The sequence below is a fragment of the Providencia sp. PROV073 genome (genome assembly GCF_033688125.1).
Lineage (GTDB): Bacteria > Pseudomonadota > Gammaproteobacteria > Enterobacterales > Enterobacteriaceae > Providencia > Providencia hangzhouensis.
The window spans coordinates 3453703-3475705 of record NZ_CP096353.1 but is presented as its reverse complement, the minus strand read 5'-3'; the positions used below and the strand labels follow the sequence as shown (position 1 = coordinate 3475705).

Sequence of the window (22003 nt, the reverse complement as noted above, 5' to 3'; positions counted from 1 at the left end):
TTAGACTGGTCTTAGAGGGTTCATTTTGTTTTTAAATGTTATTTTTAGTCATAAGTTTATCAATTCGAGTATAAGTGATTCAAACCTGTTTAAGGAAGTTTAAATTTAGTCGACGAAGCAATTCTCTTTCCGTATAGTGTGCTCAATTTTTATATCTTGTTTCTAAGGTGAGTAGATGAATATTAGCTTAATCGCAGCAATGGCGATCGATCAGGTTATCGGCATGGAAAAAGCGATGCCTTGGAATTTGCCGGGGGATCTAGCGTGGTTCAAACGAAATACGTTAAACAAACCGGTTATCATGGGCCGTGTTACCTATGAATCAATTGGGCGCCCATTGCCACAACGTGTGAATATTGTATTAAGTAGTGCTCCTGGTACTGATTCTGATGTTATTTGGGTAACGTCAATTGAAGAAGCATTGGCTGCAGCGCAAGCAATTGAAAATGTTGAAGAGGTGATGGTAATTGGCGGTGGTAAAGTTTATCAACAATTTTTACCGCTAGCGAATAAATTATATTTGACTCACGTTGATGCTGAAGTTATCGGAGATACTCATTTTCCGGCTTATGAGCCTGATGAATGGGATTCTATTTTTACCGAATACCATGAAGCTGACGAAAACAATACCCATGGTTATTGTTTTGAGATCTTAACTAAAAGAGACTAATTTTTAGTTAGAATGCAAAAATGGCGCTTAATTGCGCCATTTTGCTATAACTTGCAATTAACTAGGCAAAAAATTACTCTTTACGGCTTTTTTGATATGACTTTTGCTGGTGGTACTGCTTAGTTTCCCAATGGAATAGCGTTAATTCCCCTCCCCAGCAGCAACCCGTATCTAAAGCATAAACGTTATCAGGAGTGCATTTCCCTTCAAGGGATGCCCAGTGACCAAAAAACACTGAGTAATCCTCAGGAATTTTACTGGGTAGATCGAACCAGGGTTTTAGCGGAGCGGGCGCTTTTTTAGGGTTTTCCTTGCAAATCATATCTAGCTGTCCGTTTGGAAAACAGTAGCGCAGGCGTGTTAAGGCATTGGTACTAAAACGCAAACGAGCTAGCCCCATTAAGCTTTCAGACCAGTTATTTGGCATGTCACCATACATGGAGTCGATGAATAATGGATATGCATCACTAGACAGCACGGCTTCAACTTCCCTTGCACACATTCGTGCTGTTTCGATATCCCATTGTGGTGTTATACCTGCATGAGTCATCAAGATCTTTTTTTCTTCATCAATTTGTAATAAAGGTTGGCGACGTAACCAATTGATCAGTTCGTCAAGATCAGGTGCATGTAATAACTCATCGAGGTGATCTTTCGGCTTGTTACGACTAATTTTACAGTAAATTCCTAACAGATGGAGATCGTGGTTGCCAAGCACTAAACGTGCGGCAGAACCAAGGCTTTTTACATAGCGTAAAACTTGCAGTGATTCAGTTCCGCGGGCAATGAGATCGCCTGTTAACCACAGTGTGTCTTTGGTTGGATCAAAATGGACACTTTCCATCAAGTCATGGAGCTCACGATAACAACCGTGAATATCACCTACTAAATATGTCGACATAATTAATTAATCAGTGTTGGGATAGCAAGACGAAAAGCAGGGATATCAACGTGGAAACTGTCCCCTTGTGTGCTTATCATCACATAATAACCTTCCATCGTACCCATTGGAGTTTCAAGGATTGCGCCACTGGTATAACGGTATTCTTTTCCTGGTGGGATAAGCGGTTGTTCACCAACCACGCCTTCACCTTGAACTTCGGTCTTATGGCCATCACTGTTAGTAATGAGCCAATAACGGCTCATTAATTGAATAGGCTCTCGTCCTAAATTACGAATGCAGATAGTGTAAGCAAACACATATCTCGCAATATCGGGTTGAGATTGGCTTTCTATATAGACACTCTGAACTTGGATGCTTACATTCGGCTCATTAAGCATAGTGCCTCCTTCAACAGACTATTCTGAACGGTTAGAGAGATAGTTTGCCATTTTACAATATTGTTCAACAGAAATATTTTCTGCTCGGGTGCTTAAATCAATACCCAGTTCTGTTAACTCTTCAACGCTGAATAAATCTCCTAAACTATTACGAATCGTTTTACGGCGTTGGTTGAAAGCTTGTGTGGTAATACGGCTTAAAAATTTAATATCTTTTACCGGATACGGGTTTTCACGATGAGGAATCAACCTAACAATGGCTGAATCTACTTTTGGCGCTGGTGTAAATGCGGTTGGTGGTACTTCCAACACAGGCACCACGTTGCAATAATATTGCGCCATAACACTCAAGCGCCCAAAGGCTTTGCTACCTGGTCCTGCAACCAGACGATTCACCACTTCTTTTTGTAACATGAAATTCATGTCAGAAATAGAATTGGTGAATGTGAATAAGTGAAACATTAACGGTGTGGAGATGTTGTAAGGCAAGTTACCAAAAACACGCAGGGGCTGGCCCGCTTGTTTGGCTAATTCACCAAAATCTACTGTCATTGCATCTTGCTGAATGATAGTCAATTTATCTTTTAGTTGAGGGTGAATGTGTAAACGTGCGGCAAGGTCACGGTCAAGTTCAACTACGGTCATTTTATCGATTCGGCTACCGACAGGTTCGGTTAAGGCACCTAAGCCGGGACCAATTTCTACAATGGACTGACCTGGCAGCGGGTTCATGGCATCCACGATGCTGTCGATAATAAATTGGTCAGTTAAAAAGTTCTGCCCGAAACGTTTGCGGGCAAAGTGCCCCTGATGGACTCGATTATTCATGTATTCTTAGATGTCATTTGGATAGCTAACTTTAATGCGGTGATAAAACTTCCCGCATCAGCATGACCCGTCCCCGCGAGCTCAAGGGCTGTCCCATGGTCGACAGAGGTACGGATAAAAGGCAGGCCGAGAGTGATATTTACTGCTCTGCCAAAACCTTGGTATTTTAACACAGGAAGGCCCTGATCGTGATACATTGCTAACACTGCGTCTGCATGGTCTAAATACTTAGCTTGAAATAGGGTATCTGCAGGCAATGGCCCAATCAAATTAATCCCTTTTGTACGTAGGCTTTCAAGTGCAGGCTCTATAGTATCAATTTCTTCGGTACCCATATGGCCGCCTTCTCCTGCATGTGGATTTAAACCACAAACATAGATGGCCGGTTTTTCAATACCAAATTTGGTTTGTAAATCATGGTGTAAAATGGTGATGACTTCATGAAGGCTTTGTTGGGTAATAGCGGCCGACACGTCCTTGAGTGGCAGATGCGTTGTGGCTAATGCAACACGCAGTTCTTCGGTAGCTAGCATCATAACAACGCGTTCACAGCCACTTCGTTGTGCAAAGAATTCCGTGTGACCACTAAATGACATGCCTGCATCATTAATAATCCCTTTATGTACGGGACCTGTTACAAGCGCTGAAAATTCGCCATTTAAACAGCCGTCACATGCTTTTGCTAAGCTCTCCACAACATATTGGCCATTATCAACATTAAGTACACCTGCCTTTGCAGGCGTTACTAAATGAACAGGTAGAACGGATAAGTGACCTGCAGGCTGTTCTTCATTAATTGAATTGGGGGAATATTCAGTTAATGTCAGAGGCAAATTTAGCGCTTTGGCACGCTGGCGTAATAAATCAGGATCGGCACAAGCAACCAACTCAACAGGCCATTGCTGTTGAGCTAGCTGAATAAGTAGGTCTGGACCAACCCCGGCTGGCTCGCCGGGGGTGATAACAACAGGCTTAATTTGTTTTTTCATCTGTAGATTGGCTGTCACGACCATCAACTATTTTCACGTAAGCAGAAGCGCGTTGTTCTTGCATCCAGCTTTGTGCTTCTTCGTTAAATTTACGATTAAACAGTAAACGGTAAGCTTGATCTTTTTGCGCCGCGTCTGTTTTATCAACGTTGCGTGTGTCTTCTAATTGAATTAGGTGCCATCCAAAGTTTGATTGAACAGGTTGGCTTAATTCGCCTTTATTCAGTCTCATTAGCGCATCGCGGAAAGCTGGGTCATAGATATCAGGCATATTCCAACCTAATTCACCGCCTTTTAACGCACTACCTGGGTCTTCAGAGTTTTCTTTTGCTGCATCTTCAAATGAGATTTTGCCTGAACGAATTTCCTGAGCAATTTTGGTTAATTTTTGTCTTGCCTGTGCATCATCCATAATTGGTGATGACTTAATCAAGATGTGGCGTGCTTTCACTTCTGTGACAGAAATAGGTTGGCTGCCACCACTGACATCGTTAACACGTAAAATATGGTAGCCGACACCAGAGCGAATAGGGCCGACAACATCACCTTTTTTCGCATTTTTCAGTTGTTCAGCAAACACAACGGGTAATTCTTGCAGGCGTGACCAACCCATATTACCGCCTTTCAGTGCTTGAGGATCTGCTGAATAAGCGATAGCTAACTTACCGAAATCTCCGCCTTTTTTCAGTTCAGCTAAAATTTTATCCACTAATGCTTCAGCGGTTTTTAGTTGTTCCTGTGTTGGGTTTTCTGCTAACGGAATCAAGATATGGCTTAAATTAACGCCCATCTCATAATTTGCTTGTGAGCTCATTTGTTCAGCAAGAGAATCAACCTCTTGAGGTAAAATAGTCACTCGACGGCGAACTTCATTGTTACGCACTTCAGCAATCAGCATCTCTTTACGAATTTCGCTACGATACTGATTCATATTGATGCCATCAGCGGTTAAACGTTGTTGCATTTGCTGTAGTGTTAAACCGTTTTGACGAGCGATATCAGTAATAGTTGCATCCACGGCTTCATCTGGAATATTGATTTGCATTTGGCTAGCCATTTGCAAAATGATGTTATCCATAACGAGACGCTCAAGGATCTGATGACGCAGAGTTTGATCATCAGGCACCTGTTGACGTGCGTTCTGAGCATTCAGTTTTACTGTGTTGATCATATTCTGGACGTCACTTTCCAGCACAACACCGTTATTGACGACCGCAGCCACTTTATCCATTTGCTGAGGCGCAGCCAAAGCAGTGGAGCTTGCGAACATCAGTCCCAGAATAAGCGTTCTCCAATTCTTCATAATGGTCCTATAAATATTGACTTTGATTCCGCAAAAGCGGGCTAATCTCTTTTTACTCGTCATACTTCAAGTTGCAGTGTTGTTGACTGCGCTCACTCGCACTAGTCACATACTTGTGTATGCTCCTAGCGACTCAATCACTTGTCGCCTAACTGCACCTGAGTTATTGACAGTAACTCTATGTTATTTTTATCAGAAAGCACGTTGATAAGGCATAATGCCACTTTCTAACATCTTCTGACTACCTAAACTATGATTGTTATTTAGGCCTCTAAGTTCCACATTGATTGACCATTTATTGTCATATTCACTGCTGAACTTCTCTTTTTGCCAACCAACTATCTTACGTTCATAGCCAAGGTTGACCGCCCAGCAGCAAGTATTGTATTGCAAACCAACAAGTTGGCTCGCAGGTTGCTGTTGTTTGGTATCATAATAATATGAGCCCACAAAACCCCAGCGCTCGCTTAATGGCCAACTAACAACAGTTCCCACTTGTGAAATACCACGTTGGTATTCAGGCAGCGTATAGGTATAGCCGCCATTCGCAGTATCTTCACGACGGAAGGTTGCTTGAATATAATCGCGGTCAACGAAACGGTAGTTCAACTGAACTAAACGATCGGCATCTAAACGGTATTCTGCAACCGCATTCCCCATGGTGACATTACCGAGGCGGCGGTCATATTGTAAACCACCACGCAAGCCCCAATTATCATCAATTCGCCACATAGAGTCAGTGGCCCACAATAATGAACCAGTGTTACTTTTATCATCAATTGGGCGATTTGAATCACCCGCACGTGGGCGTTCGAAATAATAAATTTGACCTACTGAGAAATTAAACCGCTCAGCTAAAGCATCATCATACACGCGGGTTGTAACACCTGTGGTGAACTGGTTTGCAGAGGCGATACGGTCAAGGCCACTGTAAATTCGGTCACGGAATAAACCACTATAGTCTGACTGCAACAATGAAGAGTCAAAGTTATTGATATTATCTTGATCTTTATACGGAATATATAAATATTGGACACGTGGTTCTAATGTTTGAACGAAATCACTACCTTGGAAAAGGTCTCGTTCGAAGACAACTTTTGCATCGCTTTTAAACATTGGTAGAACACGTGTCACATTTTTTTCTAAGCTTTTATCTGTATTCGAGCGTGGGATATCTTGGTCGTAATGAGTCGCATACAATTTGATGCTGTTATTCATATTCGCCCAGCCATTAGATAATGGCAGGTTTACTTCTGGCTCGATGTGTAAGCGCGTTGCATCAGGGTTATTTTTCCCCACACTCGTAAAACGCGCGGCTTGTGCGTAAGTATGCACATCAAAGGCACCTAAATTATTTTTATAATAATTGAAGTCCACTTGTGGCTCTGCTTTATAAGCACGTTTGTTGGGGTTATCAGCAAAAATTTGGAATTGTTTGTGAGTAACTTTTGTATTCCAATTTGTATCTGAATAACCTGCACTGAATTTTTGAGTGGCATAGCCATCAGTGGTGTTGCCATACTGGGAACTAAAGTCTGTAAAATAGCTAGGGTCGCTCACTTTGGTATAGTCAGAGCTGAAGTTCCAGTGTTCCGCGTAAGTCCCAGAATGGCGCCAATAGAATAACCAACGGTCATCACTATCACGGTCTTCACGCTTACCACGTTCTTTGTCCTTGATATAAGCTCGGTCATGATTTAGAAAATCAAAGGCCACGGTGCCTGTACCGGGAGCAATGAGGTAACGGAATTCATTATTTAATTTTACTCCACGGTGGGTCATAAACTGTGGGGTAATCGTGGCATCGTAGTTTGGCGCAATATTCCAATAATAAGGTAATGAGAACTCTAGCCCATCGTTACTTGAATAGCTTCCCGTCGGAATTAAAAAACCGGAACGGCGTTTATTACCAATCGGCAATTGCATATATGGGCTATAGAAAATAGGCACGTCACCCACTTTAAAACGTGCATGCCAAATTTCAGCCACTTCTTCTTCGCGGTCGATAATCACTTCAGAGCCCGCAACGCTCCAGCTATTATTGCCGGGCAAACAGGTCGTGAATGTGCCATTTTCCATAATAGAATAACGGTTTTCACCACGCATTTTCATTTTCGTCGCATCACCACGTCCCTGACGGCCTACCATCATGTAGTTACCATCATTCACATCAGTGTTTTTATTATCTAAGTTAGACCACGCAGAAGGGCCTTTTAAGATAATTTGTGGGTCATCGTAGTGAACATTACCGGTGGCGGTTACTTCACGGACAGGAAGTTCACCCGCAGTTTCTGTTTGCGTGAGCTTAACCTTATCAGCGGTTAATGTTTGGTTCCCTTGTTGAATATCGACATTACCTTCATATTCAACAAAATTAGGGTATTCACCACGGACATCTTCAGCGGTAATGTGAATCGGCAGGTCGTTAGGGTCACCTTTTACAATCGGTTTTGTGTAAACAGGGACACCCAGCATACACTGCTGTGCAAGGTCAGCATGCGCTTGCTGACTATAAATTGCCGCCCATACCATGGTGGCGAGTAGTGTTGGATAGCTTTTTTTCATCATTAAATATGGGGTTCCGTCATCATTGGCATCGCCAGCAAACGCTCAAAGACTAACTTAGCCAACCACTTTGCGCCAGTATAATGTAAGAAACTTTACGCGCGGGTAGTTATGCATAGAGCTGAATGAATAGTATGATAATGCAAAATTGCATTTTGAGCATTGAAGAATTGAGGGATATATGCACTATTGGGGCAAAATTATTGGCGTTATACTCGCAATCGTCTCTGGATTGGGTTTTTGGGGGGCGCTAATTGGGTTAATTATTGGGCATGGTTTTGATAAAGCATCGATTCAACGTAAATTTGCAGGGAGAATGAATAAGCGTGATCGCCAAATTATTTTCTTTGCTAGCACTTTCCAAATTTTGGGGCATTTAACGAAGTCCAAAGGCCGTGTAACCGAGACAGATATTCAGCTTGCAACCAATTTAATGGACAGAATGCAATTACACGGAGAAACACGAAAAGCGGCTCAACAAGCATTTAGAGAAGGCAAATCCCCTAACTTTCCATTACGTGATGTATTAAAACAATTACGTATGGCCTGTTATGGCCGTTTTGACTTGATTCAGATGTTTCTGGAAATTCAATTACAGGCAGCTTTTGCAGATGGGCAGCTACACCCAAACGAAAGAAAAGTGCTGTTTATCATTGCTGAAGAGTTAGGTATTTCTAAGGTTCAGTTTGAACAGTTCTTGGATATTATCCAAAGTGGTCGCCAATTTGGCCAAGGGTACTCTCAGCAGCAATCAGGAGGGTATTATCAGCAATCGAATGGCCCAACCCTTGAAGATGCTTGTAAAGTCCTTGGTGTGTCCCCGAGTGATGATCCAACAAAAATTAAGCGTGCCTATCGTAAATTAATGAGCGAACATCACCCAGATAAATTGGTTGCGAAAGGTTTGCCGCCAGAAATGATGGAAATAGCGAAGCAGAAAGCGCAATCAATCCAAGCAGCTTATGACTTAGTTAAGAAGGAGCTCGGCTTCAAATAAATTTCCCCGTCATATTTCGCGCCGCAGCGTTGTTGGCTGCGCTCGCGAACCCTAGTCACATACTACTGTATGCTCCTAGGAATTCGCTCTCTTGCCGCCTAGCTGCATCACGAACTATTTAGGGGAAATCAGGCTAACGAAGAAAAACCAAAAAATCTCGCTTTGTTGTCTTCATTCATGAACCCTAGTCACGTAGTTATCTACGCTCCTAAGGATTTGCTCTCTTGCCGCCTAGCTGCAACACGAACTATTTAGGGGAAATCAGGGGAATAATTAAAATGGATTATTTCGCTCCCGTTTTTTGTTGGCTGCGCTCGCGCACCCTAGTTACATAGTTACATAGTTATGTATGTTCTTAGGATAAAAACAAACGGAAAAATAATCAGCGCAAAAACAGAGTGAGTTAATTTCTGCACTGGTAATATTGAAATCTAATCAATCGATTAGAGACCGTTAAAAATCCGGTGGGCAGGTAAAATGCATTGGCGTGCCGTATTCAGGGTGGGTGATGTATAATTCCTGAGCATGTAATTGTAAGCGAGTAGCTAGCGCTTTGGCTTCATCGTGAGCATAGAAGCGATCACCAAGGATAGGGTGACCTAACGCTAACATATGGACTCTAAGTTGGTGCGAACGACCCGTAATAGGGGAAAGCTTTACGCGAGTGGCTTGTTCTTCATATTGTAAAACTTGGTACTCGGTTTGTGCTGATTTCCCTGTTTCGAAACACACTTTTTGCTTAGGGCGGTTTGGCCAATCACAAATTAGCGGCAAATCAACCAAGCCTTCTTCTTTTTCTAAATGACCCCAAACACGAGCAATATAGAATTTTTTCGGCTCACGCTCTCTAAATTGGCGTTTAAGTTCGCGTTCAGCTTTTTTGTGCAGTGCCACAACCATGACGCCACTTGTCGCCATATCTAACCGATGTACGGATTCAGCGGCGGGAAAATCACGCTGAACACGGCTCATAATGCTGTCATGGTGCTCTGGCGCTTTTCCGGGAACAGAGAGTAACCCGCTAGGTTTATTCACCACAATGATGTGATCATCTTGGTAAAGTATATGCAACCAAGGTTCAACAGCAGGTTGGTAGGGTTCCATCATAACGTGTGTAACTCCGAAGCTTTTAAATAATTTCTCCCTCAGATGAGGGAGAAATAAGTGACTATTTTAGTTTACGCTTACTATAATTCAAATTACTAATAATAAGCTATTTGAATGAGCGACAGCGTACTCACAGCAAGTCGGCTACTGATGAGTTACCACAACTAAACGAATCGCATCTAGTCGCCATGTAGCTTGGTCGATATTAGTCATCAGTTGTTGGCGTTCTTCCTCAATAATATCAAGTTCTTCATCACGGATATTTGGGTTGACCGCTTTTAGTGCTTCTAAACGAGAAAGCTCCAACGTTAGCGCCTTATCAGCCGCTTCTTTTGCATTTTCTATCAATGCCTTGGCTTCTTTTTCGATCATTGGCTCAGATAAGCGTAATACCGAATGAACCTCATTTTGTACTGCATTGACCAGTTTGCTTGCCATATGGCGGTTAATGGCATTTAATTGGCGGTTAAAACTTTCAAACTCAACTTGAGATGATAAGTTATTACCTTTTAAATCAATTAATAAGCGTACCGGAGTTGCGGGTAAGAAACGGCTAATTTGCAGGTGCTTAGGTGCTTGAGCTTCCACAACGTAAATCAGTTCAGTCAATAAGGTGCCAACAGGCAGCGCTTTGTTTTTCAATAAAGAAACCGCACAGCTGCCGGTATCGCCAGATAGCACTAAATCTAAACCATTACGAATAATAGGGTGCTCCCAGCTGATAAATTGCGTATCTTCACGAGAAAGTGCTTGCTCTCTATCAAACGTGATGGTGCAACCATCTTGAGGAAGTCCTGGGAAATCAGGTACTAACATATGGTCTGAAGGTGTGAGGATAATCAGGTTATCACTTTTATCTTCTTGATTAATACCGACAATATCAAAAAGATTGAGTGCAAAGTTAACCAATTCGGTATCGTTATCACCTTCACCAATTTCTTCAGCCAACAGATTGCCAGACTCGCCACCGTTTGAATGCATTTCAAGCAAACGGTCACGGCCTTGTTCCAATTGTAATTTCAAGCTGTCATGCTCTGCACGGCAGGTTTTAATAAAATCATCAAAACCTTCTGTGACTGTCGGTTCAGCCATAAATTGCAGTAATGGTTGGTAGTATTTATCGTAGATAGCTCGGCCTGTTGGGCAGGTATGTTCAAAGGCATCTAAGCCTTCGTGATACCAGCGGATCAACACAGATTGTGCGGTATTTTCTAAATAAGGCACATGAATGCTGATATCACGGCTTTGTCCAATACGGTCTAAACGGCCGATACGTTGCTCGAGTAAGTCTGGATTAAACGGCAGGTCGAACATCACCAACTGGTTAGCAAATTGGAAGTTACGCCCTTCAGAACCGATTTCAGAACATAATAGAACCTGCGCGCCTTCTTCTTGAGATGCAAAATAGGCAGCAGCTCGGTCACGTTCTAATAACGATAACCCTTCGTGGAACACGGCAGCACGAATCGCTTCGCGTTCACGTAACACTTGCTCCAATTGTAGTGCAGTTGCGGCTTTCGCGCAGATCACTAACACTTTTTCATGGCGGTTTGCGGTCAAAAAGCCCATTAACCACTCAACCCGCGGGTCAAAGTTCCACCACGTGGCGTTTTCACCTTCGAACTCTTGGTAAATTTGCTCAGGGTAGAGCATTTCTTTTGCACGTGTTTCAACGTCTTTTTTACTGCCCATGATACCAGCCACTTTAATTGCGGTTTGGTATTGGGTGGGCAATGGCATTTTTAACGAATGTAATTCACGACGAGGGAAGCCTTTGACGCCATTTCGGGTATTTCTGAACAACAGGCGGCTAGTACCATGGCGGTCCATTAACATGTTGATCAGCTCTTGGCGCGCAGCATTGCCATCTTCACCTTCAAGATTTGCAGCCTTTAGCAGTGGTTCGATATCTTGTTCTTTGATTAATTCGTTAAGTAAATTTTGCTGGTCATTAGTCAGTTTGTCACCCGACAGCAACAGTGAAACCGCATCAGCAACAGGACGGTAGTTTTCTTGCTCAGCAATAAAGTCTTGGTAATCATGAAAACGGCTAGGGTCAAGTAAACGCAGGCGAGCGAAGTGGCTTTCTTGGCCAAGTTGCTCTGGTGTTGCGGTTAATAGCAAAATAGAAGGAATATTTTCAGCTAATGTTTCAATAACTTGATATTCGCGGCTCGGGGCGGTCTCACTCCACTGTAAGTGGTGAGCTTCGTCGACGACCATCATATCCCAGCCTGCTTCAACTAATTGGTCAAAACGCTGCTTGTTACGACGGACGAAATCCAGTGAACACAGAACGAGTTGTTCTGTTTCAAATGGGTTATCACTATCATGCTGTGCTTCACTGTAACGGCTATCATCAAACAAAGAAAAACGCAGATTAAAGCGGCGTAGCATCTCAACCAGCCATTGGTGCTGTAAGCTATCAGGAACAATAACTAAGACGCGCTCTGCACGGCCTGCCATTAATTGCTGGTGGATAATCATCCCCGCTTCAATGGTTTTACCTAAGCCGACTTCGTCAGCGAGTAATACGCGCGGATGGTGGCGTTTTCCCACTTCATTGGCAATATGTAATTGGTGTGGGATCAGGCTTGCACGAATACCGCGTAAGCCTGTTGCTTGGTGTTTGACTTGCTCGCTTTGGAATTTGCGCGCACGAAAGCGTAAAGCGAAACGGTCCATACGGTCAATTTGCCCAGCAAATAGACGATCTTGCGGCTTATTGAATGTGAGCTTGCTGTCAAGGAACACTTCTCTAAGGCTCACACCGGTTTCTTGCGTATCTAAACGTGTGCCGATGTAAGTCAATAATCCTTTATCTTCTTCAATGCTTTCAACTTGAAGTTGCCAGCCTTCGTGACTGGTAATGGTATCACCTTCATTAAACATCACTCGGGTAATAGGGGCATCACTGCTAGAGTAAAGGCGGTTTTCGCCACTAGCAGGAAAAAGCAACGTTACCATTCGGGCATCAATTGCCACGACGGCACCTAATCCAAGTTCGCTTTCTGTATCGCTGATCCAGCGTTGACCAAGAGTAAATGGCATAGATTTAACTTAATTCCATAAAATTGAGAGTTTATTTTTTAGATTTTTTAAGACAATTTTTATCAGTGTCTTCGCCCAGTGTTGGTGTAGCTCATTAATAGTTACACAAGGAAGAGTTCGAATTATTTTAAAAATAGTCGTTACCTGATGATTAATTATACACATTTAATTATTCAAATTGCAGCAAAGTGAGCACTAAGGCGTTTGCTGGGCTTGTGGCCGAGACAATGAGTCAGTCTATTTGAATTATAATGAGTATTGTTGATTATCACGCATAATTTGTGTAGCCAGACGTGCGAGACACCAAAGGGGCGATATATTAATTCAACCGAAGGCTATCGTCACCTGTTAAAAAAACATCAAAGGTAGAATAAATTTTAAAACAACAGGGTAATTTGCCCAGTTAGCAGGGTATCAAAGTCATCTTGTAAGAAAGGCAAGATAGCATCTGCTATTGGTTTGATTTGCTTGGAAATATAATGTTCGTAATCCGGTTTTGCCGTGATGATTTCCAGCGGTTCAGGCCCTGCCTGAGTGATAATATAGTTTATCCAACCACCATTTTGATATTGCAAAGGGCGCTGTAATTTTAAATTATAGTCATCAGCGGTACGAGCAGCTCGAACATGCGGAGGAACATTTTTTTGGTAATCAGTCAATTTTCGGCGCAGGCGTTTACGGTAAACTAAACGGTCATCATATTGGCCTGAACGAATATTTTGCACATATTCACGAATATATTCACGGTAAGGTTGGCGATAAAAAATACGGGTATAGAGCTCTTTTTGGAATATTTGTGCTAAGGGGGTCCAGTCTGAGCGAATGGTTTCCAGCCCTCTAAATACCATGGTGTCTTTACTCAGCCCTGCATAGCGTTTTTTACTCCCCATTTCAGCACCACGTACCGTTGGCATCAAAAATCGGCGGTAATGGGTTTCATATTCAAGCTCTAAAACCCCCTCTAATTGCCATTCTTCAGCTAAATGTTTTTTCCACCAGCTATTCACGTAATCACGTAAAGCAAAGCCAATTTTTTGCGCTTGCTCTTCATTGTGGGCGTCTCGTAACCATACAAATGTGGAGTCGGTATCCCCATAAATAACTTGGTAACCCTGTGACTCAATCAAACGTTTGGTTGTACGCATAATTTCATGGCCACGCATGGTGATTGATGCAGTCAGTCTTGGGTCAAAAAAACGGCACCCTTCAGCGCCTAGTACCCCAGCAAATGCGTTCATAATAATTTTCAACGCTTGGGATAGTGGGGCATTATGCTCTTTTTTAGCTTTATCCCGTTCTTGCCAGATATGGCTGACAATATCGGGTAAACAGTGGGTTGTACGAGAAAACCAAGCTTGGCGAAAACCGGGAACAGAATATTCAAGGTCTGGATGCGCTAATCCTTCAATCATACCCGCAGGGTCGATGAGAAAAGTTCTAATAATTGAAGGATATAGGCTTTTATAATCCAAAACTAATACGGAGTCATATAGCCCAGGTTGGGAGTCCATGACAAAGCCCCCGGGGTTCAGTTGCATTTTATGTTCCGTCAGGTTGGGAGCGACAAAGCCAAGGCGGTGTAGACGGGGAATATAAAGGTGTGAGAATGCTGCAACAGATCCGCCCATTTTATCAACAGCAAGGCCAGTTACTGTTGAACGTTCTTGCAAGAAAGCCATTAAATCGGTTTTTTCAAAGATCCGATGGACTAAAATACAATCTTGAATATTGTAGTGTGCTAGAGCGGGTTTATCGTGAGCAAAGCGGCGGTTGATTTCATCCATTCGGTCATAAGGGGTATCAATCGCTTTACCTTCGCCAAGGAGTTCTTGAGCGACAAACTCTAAACTAAATGATGAAAAACTCCATGTTGCTGCTTTTAATGCATCAATGCCATCAATAATTAACCGGCCTTCAGCAGCGGCAAAAAATACCCCTTGCTTAAAGCCATGCTCTCGCCACTCCAATTTTTTGTTTTGTCGACCAAACAACAATGGGATGCCATAACGCTCAGCATGCTTTTGTAATACTTGTAAGTCGAATTGGATTAGGTTCCAACCAATGATGGCATCAGGGTCGTATTGGTGAAGCCATTCATTGAGCTTATGAAGTAATTGCGGGCGGCTATTCACATAGATTAAGCGATGTTCAGAGCTCAATGCAGGCCCTTGTTCTGGCCCTAACATAAATACCACATTGTCACCACAGCCAGACAGCCCTATAGAATAGAGTTCACCATGTTGGCTGGTTTCGATATCAAGGGAAACAGCTTTGATTAAGGGGCGGTAGCCTTCGCAAGGTTTTAGTTGAAACTCCCCTTGCTGATTTTGAGAAAACCAGACAGAGGCCGCGATAAAGCGTTCCATTAGATACCGTTCACTCGGGCGAATATCTGTTTCTAATAATTCGACACCCAATTCGTTGCAGCTTTTTTCAAGATTCTGTAATTGTCGATATTGGTGGCAATAAATCGCATAGACTTTTTCGCGTTTAAAATCAATTAATTCAAGGGGCCGGTAGGTAATATTGGATTGTTCATCTAATAAATGTTTTACTTGAGGGAATTGAGATTCAGCTAAAAAGCCAATGGCTTTTTGATAGGGAACGGTGACCTTTTGAGGTTGGTTATCAGTGAGTAGCCAATAAGAGACCTCAACACCGTGGCGGGTGTCTTTCCAGTGACGGCTAAGAATAAAGCCTCTTTCTGCTGGAGCGATAAGTTGGGTCATTAGGCTACTCGCATAAAACTTGCATAAAAAATAGTTACGATAAATATACGCGAATAGTGTGAATTTATACAGTGCTAATTATTGGAAACGCTTGTGATACTCAGTAAAGCAGACGCAGCGCTTTGTCCCTGTAATAGGTATTGAGTATCACCATCGTAGGCAATATTCCCTTCTGCAATAACCAGTGTCCGCGGGGCAATTTGTAAAGCATCATCAACATTATGCGAAACCATTAACAATGTGATTGATTTTTCTGCACAAATTTCCCTGAGTAATAGCAGCATTTCTCGGCGTAATGCAGGGTCGAGAGCTGAAAAAGGCTCATCAAGCAGTAAAATGGGTTGATTGCGGATCATGCAGCGTGCTAATGCCGCGCGTTGACGTTGCCCCCCCGACAGTTGTGCCGGTAACCTATCTAAACATTCACTCAGGCTGACACGGCTCGCCATTTGCTCAACTCGCTGAATTTGCGTTTTATTCAGACGTAAATTGGGTTGCAGTCCAAGACCAATGTTTTGCCGGATTGTCAGGTGTGAAAATAAATTATTTTCTTGAAATAACATAGAAACAGGGCGCTTAGCTGGAGGGCTAAAAGTATGGTCTTCGCCATTGAGCACAATCGTTCCGCTTTGGGGAAATTGAAAGCCGCTAATCAGGCTTAATAGCGTACTTTTCCCAGCACCACTTGGCCCCATAACTGCCACAGACTCACCAGACTGAACAGAAAAATCAAATGACATTGTCAGGTTGTCGTATTGGTAATCTAGCTGAGTCAATTTAATCATGGTGTTTTCCTGAGATACGTTCAATCAAGCTAAATAAGCAAAAGCAAAGTAATAATAATAACATGGCCGTAACAGCCCCATCGTTTGACCGGTAAGCCCCTATTTGCTGATAAAGATAATAAGGGAGTGTGCGGAAGTTATCATTGCCAAATAACGCGACAACACCAAAATCACCAATTGAGATAACACAAGCAAATGCGAGAGCTTGGGAAATAGGTTTGCGTAATGCTTTAAGTTCAATAATTCGGAAACGATTAAAACCAGAAATGCCAAGTGATTGGCACAATGGGTTATAGCGTTCAGCGCTGTCTCGCATAGGGTTTTCTAATACTTTTAACGCATAGGGAATGGCTAACAAAGCATTAGTCATGATAATTAATGGGTAAGGGGATTCAGGTAAGCCTACCGTTTCATTAAAAAAGATAAAAAAACCTGTCGCGAGCACGATACCGGGCATGGCTAAAATAATTAACCCACTAAGTTCTAAGGCTTGCCCTAGACGAGCCGCTTGGCGTAAGCGCAATTCACGGCTGCTCCATAACAACATTAAAGTAAGTACCACGCAGACAGCACCAGCACACAGTGCAATAAACACAGAGGTTGCCGTGGCTTGCCATAAGGCGGGTTGCTGCAATACCGCCCAAAGTTGCCCATTTAACCCATCGAAAATAACCGCGAATAGTGGGGGAAGTAGCAATAACATGGCAGCGACAATGAGCAACAAATCTCGAATGCGACGAAATGCGTTATCAGCAGGGTCAACCCATTGTGCTTGGTGGCTAAAACCTACTGAAAATACACTATTTACTTTGTGGCAGATAAACATTAAACCGACACAGAAGAACAGCTGAATTAATGCCAAAATAGTGGCTCGCCCTAAATCAAAATCATAGTTAAGAGCTTGGTAAATAGCCAATTCGATAGTGGTTGCTGCAGGACCTCCGCCCAGAGCGAGCACAGTCGCAAAGCTGGCAAAGCACAGCATAAAAATTAACGCAGCAGTAGGTAATATTTGCCGCCGTAAATAAGGCCATTCTAAAATAGTAAATTGCTGCCACTCATTGAACCTCAGTTGTGCTGCAATTTGTCTCTGCTCAATAGCGATATTTTCTAAAGACTGTAATAGCATACGAGTCGCTAGTGGCATATTAAAGAAAACATGTGCTAGCAAAATGCCTTTTAGGCCATAAGGTGAAAAGGTGTAATTAAATCCCAGTAATTGACAAAGTTTAGCCAGCCAACCCGTTTGCCCGTAAACTGATAAAATACCAAACACGGCAACTAATACCGGAAGAACCAATGTCATTGCACATAGGCGTAAAAATAGGGTTCGTCCAAAAAAACGACGGCGGTGCAGTGCTCTTGCAAGAAAAATAGCAGGGATTACAGAAAAAATGGCGGATAAAAAAGCCTGCCAAAAGGTAAACCCAATCACATGCCACAAATAGCTATCGCTAATAATGTCAGCCATTGAAATTTCAGGTGCAAAAAACCACAGTGCACCAAAACTAATGAGTGCAACCGTAATCAGTAATCCGGAGGCCAACGCCCCCGGTAGTAGAGACAAATTAATTAGCGACTGACGGCGGTTTGCCATAAACGAGTCCAATTTTGGCGTTCTTTGGCCACTTCTTGAGAACTAAATTGTAAGGCTTTTTCAGGTAGAGGTAACTGGTTGTATACCTCAGGTAAGGGAATATCAATGACCGGATACATCCAGTTTGTTGTTGGCAAGGTATTTTGGAATTCAGGCGTTAAGACAAACTGCAAGAACTGCTTGGCAAGCTCCGGCTGTGGGCTATTTTTCAGCCTTGCTGCCACCTCAACTTGCATATAGTGACCCTCATTAAATAATGCCGCAGCATAGTTATCTTTTTGGTCATTAAGCATTTGATAACCCGGCGATGAGGTATAACTGAGTACAAAATCACCTTCCCCTTTTAAGAACAGGCCATAAGCTTCACTCCAACCTTTAGTTACGGTAAGTGTTTTGCCTGCCATTTTTTGCCATGCATCCGCAGACTTGTCGCCATACAGTTTTTCAATCCACAGCATTAAGCCAAGTCCGGGCGTACTGGTTCGAGGATCTTGGTAAATAATTTTCCAATTATTTTCACTATTTAATAATGCATCCATACTTGTTGGTGGTTGTTTAATTTTATTAGTGTCATATATGAATGCGAAATAGCCATAGTCATAAGGAATGAAGGTTGAGCTATCCCACGAAATAGGCAGCTTCAATGCACTGGTATTAATGTCGGCAGGAGCAAACAGGCCTGTTTTTTCAGCAGAATCTAATAAATTATTATCTAACCCTAAAATCACATCTGCTTTGCTATTTTTTCCTTCCATTCTGAGTCTGTTTAGCAGGGCTACACCATCCCCCAGCGCCACTATTTTTAATTCACAATCGCACTGCGCTTCGAAATTTTTTTTAATTTGTGGTCCTGGACCCCACTCTGCGGCAAAGGAATCGTAGGTATAAACAGTAAGCGTTGGTTTATCCGCCCATGCTAATTGACTTAAACTGAGTGCACCAAAGGTAAAGAACGATGCTATAATTTTGTTTTTAAACATGCTTTTTCCTGCGCTAAAAGATAGTGACACAGGATTTGAGGAGAAACCGGTGCAGATATGCAGACGGAGGCTCAAATCCCTACGCCGGTATTAACCGGATCAGGTTCTACGGGTTATTTCTCAGCCGAAATAAGTTCGGCACCCCGTTGAGATGTTCACTATTGTAGTGACTTCAGACATATCTGCAAACTGTATTGATATAGGTTTACCAGTTTAGGTATGTGTGAAACAATTAGGCATCTTTCAAATTTGGTTATTGAGGTAGTCTGTGATTGATGATGATGGCTACCGCCCGAATGTAGGAATTGTAATTTGTAATCGGCAAGGGCAAGTTTTATGGGCCCGCCGCTATGGTCAACACTCATGGCAGTTTCCTCAAGGAGGCATCAATCCTGGGGAATCGCCGGAACAGGCGATGTATCGTGAGCTATACGAAGAAGTCGGGCTACAGCGTAAGGATGTCAGGTTATTGGCATCTACCCGTAATTGGTTACGTTACAAATTACCCAAGCGTTTGGTGCGTTGGGATACAAAACCTGTTTGTATTGGGCAGAAACAGCGTTGGTTTTTACTTCAACTTCAATGCAATGATGCCGATATAAACGTGCAGCGCAGTAAATCGCCAGAGTTTGATGGCTGGCGATGGGTCAGTTATTGGTATCCTGTTAGGCAGGTGGTTTCTTTCAAACGTGAAGTTTATCGGCGTGTCATGAAAGAATTCGCTCCCGTAGTTATGCCTTTACAGGAACAAAAATTACCACAACGGCCCTCTTTTAATAACCGTAGGCGTGGAGCAAAGTAGCCTATGTTGACGCGTTTACGTGAAATTGTCGAAAAAGTTGCAATGGCGACAAGTTTGACTGATGCGCTAGAAGTGTTGGTGAATGAGACCTGCAAAGCAATGAGAACAGACGTTTGTTCCATTTATTTAGCTGATCACCCTCGCCAATGCTATTACTTAATGGCAACCCGCGGGTTAAAAAAACCTAGCGGGATTGCTATTCGTCTAGGTTTTGATGAAGGTGTCGTAGGGGCCGTAGGGCGCCAGTCTGAGATGCTCAATCTAGCCGATATTCGTGAACATCCTCAATATAAATTCCTGCCTCAGCTTAAAGAAGAACAATTAAAAGCTTTCTTAGGTGTTCCCGTGGTATACCGTCGCCAATTATTAGGCGTGCTGGTCGTACAGCAACGGGAAAAACGGCTGTTTAATGAAACCGAAGAATCTTTCATGGTAACGTTGTCGATGCAACTCGCCGTGATTTTGTCGCAAGCACAAGCAAAAGGTATTTTTGGGCAATATCGGCAAAATAGAATTAAAGCGATTCCTGTATCACAAGGAATTGCAATGGCTTATGGATGGCAAGATAGTTCCCAACCTTCTTTAGATAGTATTTTTCAAGCAAGCGCTATTGATATCGACAAAGAAAAACAACGCCTTGTCGCCGCCCTCGAAAGTGCTACAGCGGAATGTCGTCGTATTAGTAAACGTTTTATGGCGAGCTCGGCAAAAGAAAGTGCGGCGATATTTGATCTCTATAATCATTTACTGAGTGACCCGCAGCTAAAAAAACATCTGTTTGCCGCCATCAATGATAACGCAACTGCTGAATGGGCAGTTAAAACAGTTATTGAAAATTATGTAGAGCAGTTTTCTCGCCTGCGTGACCTTTATTTAAGGGAAAGAGGGGCAGATTTAAAAGCATTAGGTCAACGCTTATTATTTCATCTTGATGATTCACTTACCGCAAATGAGCAATGGCCAGAACGTTTTATTTTAGTTGCTGATGAATTAAGTGCTAGTGTATTGGCGGAGTTACCTATTGAGCAACTTGCCGGTGTGGTTGTGCGTGACGGAGCAACGCATTCTCATTCAGCTATTTTAATCAGAGCTATGGGAATTCCTGCAATTATGGGGGCGGATATTGAGCCTTCGTTATTACATAACCGCCATTTAATATTGGATGGTTACCGTGGTGAGCTCTTTATTGAACCTGAAAATTTAATTGTTCAGGAATACCAGCAAATCATTGAAGAAGAAAATGTTATTAGTCGCTTAGCGGAAGGAACTCTTGAACAAGATGCAACACTTAAAGGCGGCGAACAAGTTCATATTTACCTTAATGCAGGTTTAAGTCCGCGCTACGAGCAACAGATTAACACAGGGGTTGATGGCGTTGGCCTGTATCGTACTGAACTGCCTTTTATGTTGCACAATGGTTTTCCCTCGGAAGATGAGCAAAAACAACTCTATAAAGAAGTTTTACAACTTTTCCCTACCAAGCCTGTAGTGTTAAGAACCCTTGATATAGGGGCTGACAAACAGTTGCCATACATGCCAATTAGCGAAGAAAACCCAAGCTTAGGCTGGCGCGGTATTCGCATCATGTTGGACCAGCCCGAGATTTTTTTAATCCAGCTAAGGGCTATGTTACGGGCGAATATGTTTTCAGGTAATTTACGTATTTTATTACCGATGGTGACCAGTGTTAATGAGATAGACGAAGCAATTTTGCTGATAAAAAGAGCAAGGGACGAAGTGAGTTTTTTATTAAAAATGCCAGTTGAGATGCCCCAAATTGGTATTATGCTTGAAGTTCCTTCTTTGCTATTTCTATTACCGGAAATAAAAAAACGCGTTGATTTTATCTCTATCGGGACTAATGACTTTACACAATATTTACTTGCTGTTGACCGTAATAACACCCATGTAGCGGCGCTATATGATAATCTTCATCCCTCAATTGTGCGCTTTTTAGCAAAAGTAAGTGAAGAGTGCCAACGCCTTCAACTCCCTGTAAGTGTTTGTGGGGAAATGGCAGGGCAGCCACTCAGCGCAATGGTATTAATTGCTCTAGGATATCGCTCCTTAAGTATGAGTGGGCGTAGTGTTCCTCGCATGAAATATTTAATCCGCCAGCTTGACCCAGCCTTGATGTCGCAGTTAGTACCGAAGTTATTGTCTGCGGAAACGAGTGATAGTGTCAGGCTAGAGGCGAGTGAATTTATGGAGCAACACCATTTAGGCGGTTTTGTACGTGGTGGGATTTAACTTACAACAAGATGTAAGTATTTAATTTGGTTTAGTTTGAAAAATATCAAGTATAAATGACTATACTTT

The 22003-nt window shown here is 42.6% G+C and carries 16 protein-coding genes and 1 riboswitch; of the genes, 4 read left to right on the top strand and 12 right to left on the bottom strand.

What is annotated here, in order from left to right:
• The first annotated feature begins 175 nt into the window (after nucleotides 1–175).
• On the top strand, nucleotides 176–670 hold the full coding sequence (folA, locus tag M1F17_RS15820) for a type 3 dihydrofolate reductase (protein ID WP_004257684.1): 495 nt from the start codon (nucleotides 176–178) through the stop codon (nucleotides 668–670).
• Nucleotides 671–743: 73 nt separating this feature from the next.
• On the opposite strand, the gene apaH is transcribed toward folA, so the two are convergent.
• From apaH to lptD, 6 genes are all read right to left on the bottom strand, one after another.
• Nucleotides 744–1571, bottom strand: coding sequence for a bis(5'-nucleosyl)-tetraphosphatase (symmetrical) ApaH (gene apaH, locus M1F17_RS15815; protein ID WP_180312104.1), 828 nt, complete (start codon nucleotides 1569–1571; stop codon nucleotides 744–746).
• Between the two features lie 2 nt (nucleotides 1572–1573).
• Nucleotides 1574–1951, bottom strand: coding sequence for a Co2+/Mg2+ efflux protein ApaG (apaG, locus tag M1F17_RS15810; protein WP_004257676.1), 378 nt, complete (start codon nucleotides 1949–1951; stop codon nucleotides 1574–1576).
• Nucleotides 1952–1969: 18 nt separating this feature from the next.
• The gene (gene rsmA, locus M1F17_RS15805) at nucleotides 1970–2779 is read right to left on the bottom strand and encodes a 16S rRNA (adenine(1518)-N(6)/adenine(1519)-N(6))-dimethyltransferase RsmA (protein WP_180312103.1); all 810 of its coding nucleotides are present in this window, start codon (nucleotides 2777–2779) and stop codon (nucleotides 1970–1972) included.
• Nucleotides 2776–3768, bottom strand: a complete 993-nt coding sequence (gene pdxA, locus M1F17_RS15800) for a 4-hydroxythreonine-4-phosphate dehydrogenase PdxA (protein WP_144139821.1) — start codon at nucleotides 3766–3768, stop codon at nucleotides 2776–2778. The genes rsmA and pdxA overlap by 4 nt, the downstream gene beginning before the upstream one ends.
• Complete coding sequence (gene surA / locus M1F17_RS15795) at nucleotides 3752–5071, bottom strand: peptidylprolyl isomerase SurA (RefSeq protein WP_036958000.1); 1320 nt, start codon at nucleotides 5069–5071, stop codon at nucleotides 3752–3754. The genes pdxA and surA overlap by 17 nt, the downstream gene beginning before the upstream one ends.
• 192 nt (nucleotides 5072–5263) lie before the next feature.
• The gene (gene lptD, locus M1F17_RS15790) at nucleotides 5264–7639 is read right to left on the bottom strand and encodes an LPS assembly protein LptD (RefSeq protein WP_094961105.1); all 2376 of its coding nucleotides are present in this window, start codon (nucleotides 7637–7639) and stop codon (nucleotides 5264–5266) included.
• 178 nt (nucleotides 7640–7817) lie between these two features.
• Between lptD and djlA the strand changes: the two genes are divergently transcribed.
• Entirely contained in the window at nucleotides 7818–8633 is an 816-nt protein-coding gene (gene djlA / locus M1F17_RS15785) for a co-chaperone DjlA (protein ID WP_318837059.1), read from the top strand.
• Between the two features lie 453 nt (nucleotides 8634–9086).
• Here the strand turns inward: djlA and rluA are convergent, their stop codons facing one another.
• The 6 genes from rluA to thiB all read right to left on the bottom strand — a co-directional run bounded on the left by rluA (nucleotide 9087) and on the right by thiB (nucleotide 18882).
• A complete protein-coding gene (gene rluA, locus M1F17_RS15780; protein WP_110591266.1) occupies nucleotides 9087–9740 on the bottom strand; it encodes a bifunctional tRNA pseudouridine(32) synthase/23S rRNA pseudouridine(746) synthase RluA in 654 nt (217 codons plus the stop codon).
• A gap of 144 nt (nucleotides 9741–9884) precedes the next feature.
• Nucleotides 9885–12791, bottom strand: coding sequence for an RNA polymerase-associated protein RapA (gene rapA / locus M1F17_RS15775; RefSeq protein WP_004257655.1), 2907 nt, complete (start codon nucleotides 12789–12791; stop codon nucleotides 9885–9887).
• Between the two features lie 377 nt (nucleotides 12792–13168).
• Nucleotides 13169–15520: a DNA polymerase II gene (locus M1F17_RS15770; protein ID WP_164455936.1), complete on the bottom strand. Its 2352-nt coding sequence runs from the start codon at nucleotides 15518–15520 to the stop codon at nucleotides 13169–13171.
• Between the two features lie 74 nt (nucleotides 15521–15594).
• The gene (gene thiQ / locus M1F17_RS15765; RefSeq protein ID WP_144139815.1) at nucleotides 15595–16305 is read right to left on the bottom strand and encodes a thiamine ABC transporter ATP-binding protein ThiQ; all 711 of its coding nucleotides are present in this window, start codon (nucleotides 16303–16305) and stop codon (nucleotides 15595–15597) included.
• Nucleotides 16298–17902: a thiamine/thiamine pyrophosphate ABC transporter permease ThiP gene (gene thiP / locus M1F17_RS15760; protein WP_206277536.1), complete on the bottom strand. Its 1605-nt coding sequence runs from the start codon at nucleotides 17900–17902 to the stop codon at nucleotides 16298–16300. The genes thiQ and thiP overlap by 8 nt, the downstream gene beginning before the upstream one ends.
• A complete protein-coding gene (gene thiB, locus M1F17_RS15755) occupies nucleotides 17878–18882 on the bottom strand; it encodes a thiamine ABC transporter substrate binding subunit (RefSeq protein WP_096864076.1) in 1005 nt (334 codons plus the stop codon). Before thiB ends, thiP begins: the two co-directional genes overlap by 25 nt.
• A gap of 58 nt (nucleotides 18883–18940) precedes the next feature.
• A riboswitch (TPP riboswitch) is annotated at nucleotides 18941–19038 on the bottom strand.
• A 112-nt stretch (nucleotides 19039–19150) separates the two neighbouring features.
• Here thiB and rppH point away from each other — a divergent pair.
• Both rppH and ptsP read left to right on the top strand, forming a co-directional pair.
• Nucleotides 19151–19684 (top strand): RNA pyrophosphohydrolase, encoded by a 534-nt coding sequence (gene rppH / locus M1F17_RS15750; RefSeq protein WP_004257639.1) that lies wholly within the window; start codon nucleotides 19151–19153, stop codon nucleotides 19682–19684.
• 3 nt (nucleotides 19685–19687) lie between these two features.
• Entirely contained in the window at nucleotides 19688–21934 is a 2247-nt protein-coding gene (ptsP, locus tag M1F17_RS15745) for a phosphoenolpyruvate--protein phosphotransferase (RefSeq protein ID WP_094961112.1), read from the top strand.
• Nucleotides 21935–22003 lie beyond the last annotated feature (69 nt).

Excerpts from the sequence above, each read along its gene's own strand:
- folA (WP_004257684.1), top strand. The coding sequence starts at position 176 with ATGAATATTAGCTTAATCGCAGCAATGGCGATCGATCAGGTTATCGGC.
- apaH (WP_180312104.1), bottom strand. The coding sequence starts at position 1,571 with ATGTCGACATATTTAGTAGGTGATATTCACGGTTGTTATCGTGAGCTC.
- apaG (WP_004257676.1), bottom strand. The coding sequence starts at position 1,951 with ATGCTTAATGAGCCGAATGTAAGCATCCAAGTTCAGAGTGTCTATATA.
- rsmA (WP_180312103.1), bottom strand. The coding sequence starts at position 2,779 with ATGAATAATCGAGTCCATCAGGGGCACTTTGCCCGCAAACGTTTCGGG.
- pdxA (WP_144139821.1), bottom strand. The coding sequence starts at position 3,768 with ATGAAAAAACAAATTAAGCCTGTTGTTATCACCCCCGGCGAGCCAGCC.
- surA (WP_036958000.1), bottom strand. The coding sequence starts at position 5,071 with ATGAAGAATTGGAGAACGCTTATTCTGGGACTGATGTTCGCAAGCTCC.
- lptD (WP_094961105.1), bottom strand. The coding sequence starts at position 7,639 with ATGATGAAAAAAAGCTATCCAACACTACTCGCCACCATGGTATGGGCG.
- djlA (WP_318837059.1), top strand. The coding sequence starts at position 7,818 with ATGCACTATTGGGGCAAAATTATTGGCGTTATACTCGCAATCGTCTCT.
- rluA (WP_110591266.1), bottom strand. The coding sequence starts at position 9,740 with ATGATGGAACCCTACCAACCTGCTGTTGAACCTTGGTTGCATATACTT.
- rapA (WP_004257655.1), bottom strand. The coding sequence starts at position 12,791 with ATGCCATTTACTCTTGGTCAACGCTGGATCAGCGATACAGAAAGCGAA.
- M1F17_RS15770 (WP_164455936.1), bottom strand. The coding sequence starts at position 15,520 with ATGACCCAACTTATCGCTCCAGCAGAAAGAGGCTTTATTCTTAGCCGT.
- thiQ (WP_144139815.1), bottom strand. The coding sequence starts at position 16,305 with ATGATTAAATTGACTCAGCTAGATTACCAATACGACAACCTGACAATG.
- thiP (WP_206277536.1), bottom strand. The coding sequence starts at position 17,902 with ATGGCAAACCGCCGTCAGTCGCTAATTAATTTGTCTCTACTACCGGGG.
- thiB (WP_096864076.1), bottom strand. The coding sequence starts at position 18,882 with ATGTTTAAAAACAAAATTATAGCATCGTTCTTTACCTTTGGTGCACTC.
- ptsP (WP_094961112.1), top strand. The coding sequence starts at position 19,688 with ATGTTGACGCGTTTACGTGAAATTGTCGAAAAAGTTGCAATGGCGACA.